This window comes from Oceanisphaera psychrotolerans, assembly GCF_001870485.1.
Classification (GTDB): Bacteria; Pseudomonadota; Gammaproteobacteria; order Enterobacterales; family Aeromonadaceae; genus Oceanimonas; species Oceanimonas psychrotolerans.
The window spans coordinates 20,501-27,708 of record NZ_MDKE01000034.1; the positions used below are offsets into that span (position 1 = coordinate 20,501).

5 protein-coding genes and 1 pseudogene are annotated in these 7,208 nt (G+C 58.6%); 3 read left to right on the forward strand and 3 right to left on the reverse strand.

What is annotated here, in order from left to right; all coding sequences use genetic code 11:
• Positions 1–225: 225 nt before the first annotated feature.
• Both BFR47_RS12710 and BFR47_RS12715 read left to right on the forward strand, forming a co-directional pair.
• Positions 226–1,827, forward strand: a complete 1,602-nt coding sequence (locus tag BFR47_RS12710) for a BCCT family transporter (protein ID WP_071473419.1) — start codon at positions 226–228, stop codon at positions 1,825–1,827.
• A gap of 67 nt (positions 1,828–1,894) precedes the next feature.
• Complete coding sequence (locus BFR47_RS12715; RefSeq protein ID WP_071473420.1) at positions 1,895–2,914, forward strand: aldo/keto reductase; 1,020 nt, start codon at positions 1,895–1,897, stop codon at positions 2,912–2,914.
• 81 nt (positions 2,915–2,995) lie between these two features.
• On the opposite strand, the gene BFR47_RS12720 is transcribed toward BFR47_RS12715, so the two are convergent.
• The 3 genes and pseudogenes from BFR47_RS12720 to BFR47_RS12730 all read right to left on the reverse strand — a co-directional run.
• Positions 2,996–3,859, reverse strand: coding sequence for a LysR family transcriptional regulator (locus BFR47_RS12720; protein WP_071473421.1), 864 nt, complete (start codon positions 3,857–3,859; stop codon positions 2,996–2,998).
• Between the two features lie 443 nt (positions 3,860–4,302).
• Positions 4,303–4,752, reverse strand: coding sequence for an NUDIX hydrolase (locus tag BFR47_RS12725; protein WP_071473422.1), 450 nt, complete (start codon positions 4,750–4,752; stop codon positions 4,303–4,305).
• A gap of 22 nt (positions 4,753–4,774) precedes the next feature.
• Positions 4,775–5,341, reverse strand: a pseudogene (locus tag BFR47_RS12730) (pseudouridine synthase); the annotation flags it as partial.
• 205 nt (positions 5,342–5,546) lie between these two features.
• Here BFR47_RS12730 and icd point away from each other — a divergent pair.
• Complete coding sequence (gene icd, locus BFR47_RS12735) at positions 5,547–6,800, forward strand: NADP-dependent isocitrate dehydrogenase (protein WP_071473423.1); 1,254 nt, start codon at positions 5,547–5,549, stop codon at positions 6,798–6,800.
• The last annotated feature ends 408 nt before the right edge of the window (positions 6,801–7,208 follow it).

Genomic DNA, 7,208 nt, shown 5'->3' on the forward strand with positions numbered 1-7,208 from the left:
TTTTTTGTTCTTCTGTCCTTCGAGCCCAGTCCCCAGCATAGTCCCTTTAATGTCATGCCGATTTAACCGGTTGAGTCATATCCGGTTTCAATTCCATTACATTTTGTCATGGTTTGTCGCGTTTATGTCATTTTGGCTTTAGCTCCGGCTGAGGCATTCTTGGCGGCGATTGAGATAGTTAAAGGAACATTCGCCATACCGGCGAATATTTATGTAGGGATTAATATGAAAAACATCAGACCGATAACATTCTGGCCGGCATTTGTCTGTCTCGCTCTGACGGTCATCTATACCATCATCGACAAGCAGAACTTCATTGCCGGTACCTCGACACTGAACAACGTGATCATGGCCAATCTCTCCTGGCTGTTCAATCTCAGTGCCCTGCTTATGGTGTTTATCGCCGCGTACGCATTTTTCGCTCCCATCGGGCGAGTGCGTATCGGTGGTCAAAAAGCGACACCGATGCTGACCCCCTTTCGCTGGTTTGCGGTTTCGCTGACCACCGTTATCGCCATGGGCATCCTGTTCTGGTCGGTGGCGGAGCCGGTGCTGCATTACCACGAGCCGCCGAAGTACCTGGGCGTGACGCCCGAAAGTGCCGAGGCGATGCGCTTCTCGATGTCCACCATCTTCGTGCACTGGACCATCACGCCCTACGCCATCTATACCGTTGCGGCCCTGGCGTTTGCGCTGGTGTTTCATAATCTCAAGCTGCCGTTTTCCATCGGTTCCATGCTGCGTCCGTTGCTGGGTCGCTGGGTGGATGGCATCGGTGGCCAGGTGGTCGATGGACTGGCGCTGTTCTCCGTGGTGCTGGGCATGTCGGCCACCCTGACCTCGGGTCTGCTGGTGATCGGCGACGGCATGGAGTCGGTACTGGGTATCGAAAAAAGTGCAGCCGGCTATGCGATGATTGCGATCGCCATTATCGGGTCTGCCATCATATCGGCCGCGTCCGGTCTTTACCGTGGCATTCAGACCCTGGCGCGTATCAATACCTGGCTCTATTTTGTCGGCGCCCTGTTCATCTTCATCGTGGGGCCAACCGCTTTCATCCTGTCGCTGGGTGTCGAGTCACTCGGGGTTTATCTGTCGGACTTCTTTGCCCGCAACCTGGTAACCGGTGCTTCCGGTAACGACCAGTGGCCGGGTTGGTGGACGGTCGCCTTCTTTGCCAGCTGGTTTGCCTGGGCGCCGCTCAGCTGCCTGTTCCTCGGCAAGATCGCACGTGGTTATACGGTGCGTCAGTTCATCATCGTCAACCTGTTGCTGCCGTCGCTGTTCGGGTTCCTGTGGTTCAGTATCTTCAGCGGCTCTTCGCTGTATTTCGATACTACCCTGGGCGGGATCATGTATCAGGCCTATCAGGATAACGGTTTTGCCTCGGTCATTTATGTGCTGTTCGATCAGCTGCCCGGCAGCACCCTGCTCAGCGCGCTGTTTATCTTCGCCTGTTTCATCACCTTTATTACCGCGGCCGACTCCAATACCGATGCCATCGGTGGCCTCTGTATCAAGGGCGTAGATGCGGAAAACCTGAAGTCGCCGTTGTGGGTCAAGGCGACCTGGGGCTGCGCCATCGCCTTTGTGGCCTGGATCAGTGCAAGTTATATCGGCGTCGATGCGATCAAGATGCTGTTCAACCTGTCGGGTGTGCCGGGCATGTTGATTGTGCTCGGGGCGGGATTCTCCTTCCTGAAGCTGGCACAGAGGGTGCAGATCGACGGCCAGATTGTCGAGCTCAAGCCCGGTGTGCTGGCCGAGATGGAAGCCGATGCCAAGTCAGTACGTGCCATGCCGGCAGCTGGCTTGCCACAGGAATAAGCGATTCAACTTTGTGACAAATGGAGCCGGACAGGCCCGGCTCTACAATTCTGATTGAGGATTCAACATGCAATATGTAAGACTTGGCCAGTCCGGCCTGAAAGTATCCCGTCTCTGCCTCGGCACCATGAACATGGGCTCGAAGGAATGGAAACCCTGGATCTTCAATGAAAAGGAAAGTGAGCCGATTATCGCGCACGCACTCGATATGGGCGTTAACTTCATCGACCTGGCGGACTTTTATTCCATCGGCGCCGGAGAAGAAGTGGTGTGTAATGTGCTGCGCCGCATTGCGCGCCGTGACGAGCTGGTTATCACCACCAAGGTGGGTTATGCCATGAGCAACGACATCAATGCTCAGGGCCACTCGCGCAAGCATATCTTCGATGCCATCGACGGTTCACTCAAGCGCATGGGCATGGATTACGTCGATATCTACATGCTGCATTATTTTGATACCGAAACCCCGGTCGAGGAAACCATGGGTGCCCTCAACGATATCGTGCTGGCCGGCAAGGCCCGCTATATCGGGGTGTCCACCATGTACACCTGGCAACTGGCGAAGATCCTGCAGGTATGTGACAAGAACGGCTGGGCCCGCCCGATCAACATGCAGTTGCAGTTGAACTGCGCCTACCGGGAAGAAGAGCGCGAGATGATCCCGTTCTGTATGGATCAGGGCATCGGCGTGTCGGTATTCAGCCCGCTGGCCCGCGGTATCCTGACCAGCGATCTGCAGTCTACCCGCAACCAGACCGACTTCTTTACCGCCGAGATGTACAACGATCTGGCTTCCAGGGATATCGCCCATTCCGTGGCCAAGGTGGCCGATGCCCGCGGCTGCCTGCCGGCGCAGGTGGCACAGGCCTGGGTGTTGCAGAAGCCGGAGGTCTCCTCGATGCTGGTGGGTGCCGACAGCCCGGCCCAGTTCGACAGTGCCATGGCGGCGCTCGAAATGACCCTGACCGCCGAAGAAATCTATGAAATCGAGCGCAACTATACACCCTGCGATCTGATCAACGACTACACCGCCGGCAAGCGCATTGCGCGCACCGCGCGCCCGGCACAGGCACCTTTCGCCGACTGACAGGTCATATTTTTAGTTTACGGTCTCTTTTTGTCACAATGTTGCCCCGCTTTGCCGGGGCTTTTTTATTCTGAAAAACGATTAGTCCGGGCTGACTTCCCGCAACCACTCGGTAAAACGCATCACCTTGGCCAGCCCTTGCCGTTCGGCCCTGATATCCAGCCAATAACCGTAGGGACCGCTGACTTCAACCTGGCTGAAGGGCACCAAGGCGCCGGTTTTCAGCTCCCGGTTGATCATGCGTTTGTCTACAATCGCAAAGCCGGCACCGTTCACGGCGGCATTGGTCACCTGATCCAGGGTACTGAACTCCATGCCTCTGCCGGCGTCCACCTGGCCTGTCAGTCCGGCGGCCTGCAGCCAGTTTTCCCATATCGGAAGCCGTTCACCCTTGTGGAGGATGTGCAACAGGGTGCCGTTCAGTTGTTCGGCTTGTTCCAACAGCTCGGGGGCGCATACCGCGATATGTTGCTCGAGCATGACAAGCTCGCTGTAGTGGCTGGGTCTGGCGGTACGTCCGAAGCGAATGCTGCAATCGAACAGGCTGTGTTCGCTGTCGCTGTTGTGAATGGATAACTCCAGCTCGGGGGAGTGGGTATGAAAGTTGGCCAGTCGAGGGGCCAGCCAGCGGGAGGCAAAGGTAGGTGGAATGAGCAGGGTCAGTTTTTGCCGTTGTTTGGGGTCTCTCAGTTCCTGAACGGCGGTTTCCATCAGATTGAACGACTGCTCCAGCTTGGTCAGCAGCTGACTGCCGGCTTCCGTCAGTTCCAGCTGGTGGTGGCGGCGGATGAACAGCGGAACGCCAAGGTAATCTTCCAGTTGCTTGATCTGCCGGCTGACCGCGCTCTGGGTGACATGCAGCTGGGTTGCCGCCTGCGTGAAGCTCAGGCATTTGCCAGTGGTTTCGAAAACACGTAACGAGGTCAGTGCCGGTAGTGAGCGCATAAGGTTACTCTTGGGTAAAGCTGCCGGAGGAGGGGGATTATAGTCCGGCAGACGTTAAATAAACATTCTGTTAACACGAGAGAGCGACCGGTTTGCGCCGCATAAATGGACGCCGACGGAAACCACAACCGGATCCCCTTCTGTAGCTGCCACTTTAGTTGGCAGGCCCAGCTCTGCTGGGCAATATCGACCACGCAGAACCTGCAGGCCAGGCGCCGTGCCTGAAAAACTCTACTAGTCTGCAGGATCGCGCCGCATAAATGGGCGCCTACGGACACCATAACCGGCCCCCCCTCTGTAGCTGCCACTTCAGTTGGCAGGCCCAGCTCCGCTGGGCAATACCGACCACGCCTAACGTGCAGGCCAGGCGCCGTGCCTGAAAGCCCCGATGCAGCAGCAGATTCGCGCCGGCTAAAGCGGCGCCTACAATTTAGCCTCACGCCTCAATACGCTTTCAACGCACTCAACGGAAAACGCTGGCCAGCCAGGTAATCCCGGAACGAGGCCATGATCAGCGGGCTGCGCAGCTGGTCGCCCAGAGCCTCAATCTCGGCCAGCGTCAGCCAGTGGCAGCGAATGATGTCGCCGTCCGGATCCTGCGGGTGGGTGGCCAGTGGCGCCGGCACCTCGGCGCAGAAGGTAAAGCGCACAAAATGTTTGCCGTTGTCCGGGGCTTCATACTGGTAAATGGCCACCGCTTGCTCCAGCGGCAGGGTCAGGCCGGTTTCTTCCAGCAACTCGCGGCGGGCGCCGTCGAGCAGGGTTTCGCCCGGCTCCAGATGGCCGGCGGGCTGATTGAACATCACCCGGCCCTGCTGCCATTCTTCCACCATCAAAAATCGATCATTGGCGCGAACAATCACCGCCAGGGTCACCGCAAAGGGATGGCTCATGCTTTTCTCCATTGGCCCGAGGCAGGTTATCCAGGGTCCAGTCACCGATGGCATAGCGGATCAGCCGCAGGGTAGGGAAGCCGATATGGGCGGTCATGCGTCGCACCTGCCGGTTGCGCCCCTCGATGATTTTGATTTCCAGCCAGCTGGCAGGAATATTCTGGCGCTCCCTGATGGGCGGCGTACGCGGCCAGACATCCGGCGCGTCCATCAGCCGGACCTGGGCGGGCAGGGTGGGGCCATCCTTCAATGTTACTCCCCGGCGCAAGGGTTCCAGATCCGCCTCGGTGGGCGCCCCTTCCACCTGCACCCAGTAGGTTTTGGCGGTTTTGCGTCCGGGCTGGGTCAGGCGGGCATTGAGGGCGCCGTCGTTGGTCAGCACCAGCAGGCCTTCGCTGTCCCGGTCCAGCCGGCCCGCGGCATAGACCCCGGGCACCGTTACAAAATCGGCCAGGGTCTGGCGGCCGTCGCCGTCGGTAAACTGGCACAGCACCATATAGGGTTTGTTGAACAGCAGCGTGGTGGGCGGGCCGACGGGGGCTGTTCTGGATCTGTTTTTGGGGGATGGTCGCGGTTTTCTGGCTTTCATGGCGAAAAGTATTGATAAACAGGCGCTTCAGAATAGCAAACCCCGGCCCTTTCGCCTAATGCCCGGCGCGGTCGAACTGTGACGGCTTCAATATCCCGCGTGCATTTTTGTCCTATGCTGCGGACACGGAGCAAAGGAGGCAAAGCACCGCCATCAACAAGCGCCATCAACAACAAGCGCCATCAATAACAGGCAGGAGAACGCGATGACTTCACAGGTAAAGGTACCGGCCGAAGGACAACAGATCACCCTGGATAAACATGGCAAACTGAAGGTGCCGAATCACCCCATTATTCCCTTTATCGAAGGCGACGGCATCGGCGTGGACGTGACACCGGCGATGAAACTGGTGGTAGACGCCGCCGTGGCCAAGGCCTACCAGGGCCAGCGCCAGATCAGCTGGATGGAAATCTACACCGGCGAAAAAGCGACCCGGGTGTACGGCGAAAACACCTGGCTGCCGGAAGAAACGCTCGAATTTATCCGCGACTACCATGTTGCCATCAAGGGCCCGCTCACCACCCCGGTGGGCGGGGGCATTCGCTCACTCAACGTGGCCCTGCGCCAGCAACTGGACTTGTATGTTTGTCTGCGGCCGGTGCGTTATTACCAGGGAGTACCCAGCCCGGTGAAACAGCCGGAGCTGACCGACATGGTGATCTTCCGAGAGAACAGCGAAGACATCTACGCCGGCATCGAGTGGCAGGCCGGCAGCCCCGAGGCGCAGAAGGTGATCGACTTTCTGCGTAACGACATGGGGGTGCAAAAAATCCGCTTCCCCGACCACTGCGGCATCGGCATCAAACCGACCTCCCGCGAGGGCACCCAACGGCTGGTGCGCGCCGCCCTGCAGTATGCCATCGATAACGACCGTGACTCTTTGACCCTGGTGCACAAGGGCAACATCATGAAGTTCACCGAAGGCGCCTTCAAAGACTGGGGCTATCAGCTGGCGCGGGAGGAATTCGGAGCCGAACTCATCGACGGCGGCCCCTGGTGCTCGTTCAGCAATCCCGACACCGGCAAGGAAATTGTGGTCAAGGACGTGATAGCCGATGCCTTTCTGCAACAGATACTGCTGCGCCCGGCGGAATACGATGTGATTGCCTGCATGAACCTCAACGGCGACTATATTTCCGACGCCCTCGCGGCCCAGGTGGGCGGCATCGGCATCGCCCCCGGTGCCAACATCGGCGACGGTGTGGCCCTGTTCGAAGCCACTCACGGCACGGCACCCAAGTATGCGGGGCTGGACAAGGTCAACCCGGGGTCGCTGATCCTCTCCGCCGAGATGATGCTGCGTCACCTCGGCTGGATTGAGGCCGCCGATCTCATCGTCAAGGGCATGGAGGGGGCGATCAAAAACAAGACCGTTACCTACGATTTCGAGCGACAGATGACCGGCGCCACCCTGCGCAGTTGCTCCGAATTTGCCGAAGACATCGTGACGCAGATGTGAGGGGGCGAATAAATTCGCCCCTGCGACAAGGTGGCACCCGTAGGCGCCCATTCATGCGGCGCAAACCTGCAGGTGGGGAGGGGTTTTCAGGCACGGTGCATGATTTGTGGGTGCGGCACCGGTTGTGGATTCCGTAGGCGCCCATTTATGCGGCGCGAACCTGCAGGCGGGGAGGGAGTTTTCAGGCACGGCGCATGATTTTCGGGTGCGGTGCCGTGGTTATTGCTCTGCTGCGCAGAGCCTGCCAACTGAAGTGGCAGCTACGGGGGTGTCCGGTTATGGTGTCCGTAGGCGCCCATTCATGCGGCGCGAACCTGCAGGCGGGTAGGGATTTTCAGGCACGGCGACATGTTTCGTCCGGTGGCGGCGCCGGTTCGTTGGTTTCCGTTAGGCGCCCATTTATGCGGG

Coding starts and splice junctions, on each gene's coding strand:
- BFR47_RS12710 (WP_071473419.1), top strand. CDS start 226: ATGAAAAACATCAGACCGATAACATTCTGGCCGGCATTTGTCTGTCTC.
- BFR47_RS12715 (WP_071473420.1), top strand. CDS start 1,895: ATGCAATATGTAAGACTTGGCCAGTCCGGCCTGAAAGTATCCCGTCTC.
- BFR47_RS12720 (WP_071473421.1), bottom strand. CDS start 3,859: ATGCGCTCACTACCGGCACTGACCTCGTTACGTGTTTTCGAAACCACT.
- BFR47_RS12725 (WP_071473422.1), bottom strand. CDS start 4,752: ATGAGCCATCCCTTTGCGGTGACCCTGGCGGTGATTGTTCGCGCCAAT.
- icd (WP_071473423.1), top strand. CDS start 5,547: ATGACTTCACAGGTAAAGGTACCGGCCGAAGGACAACAGATCACCCTG.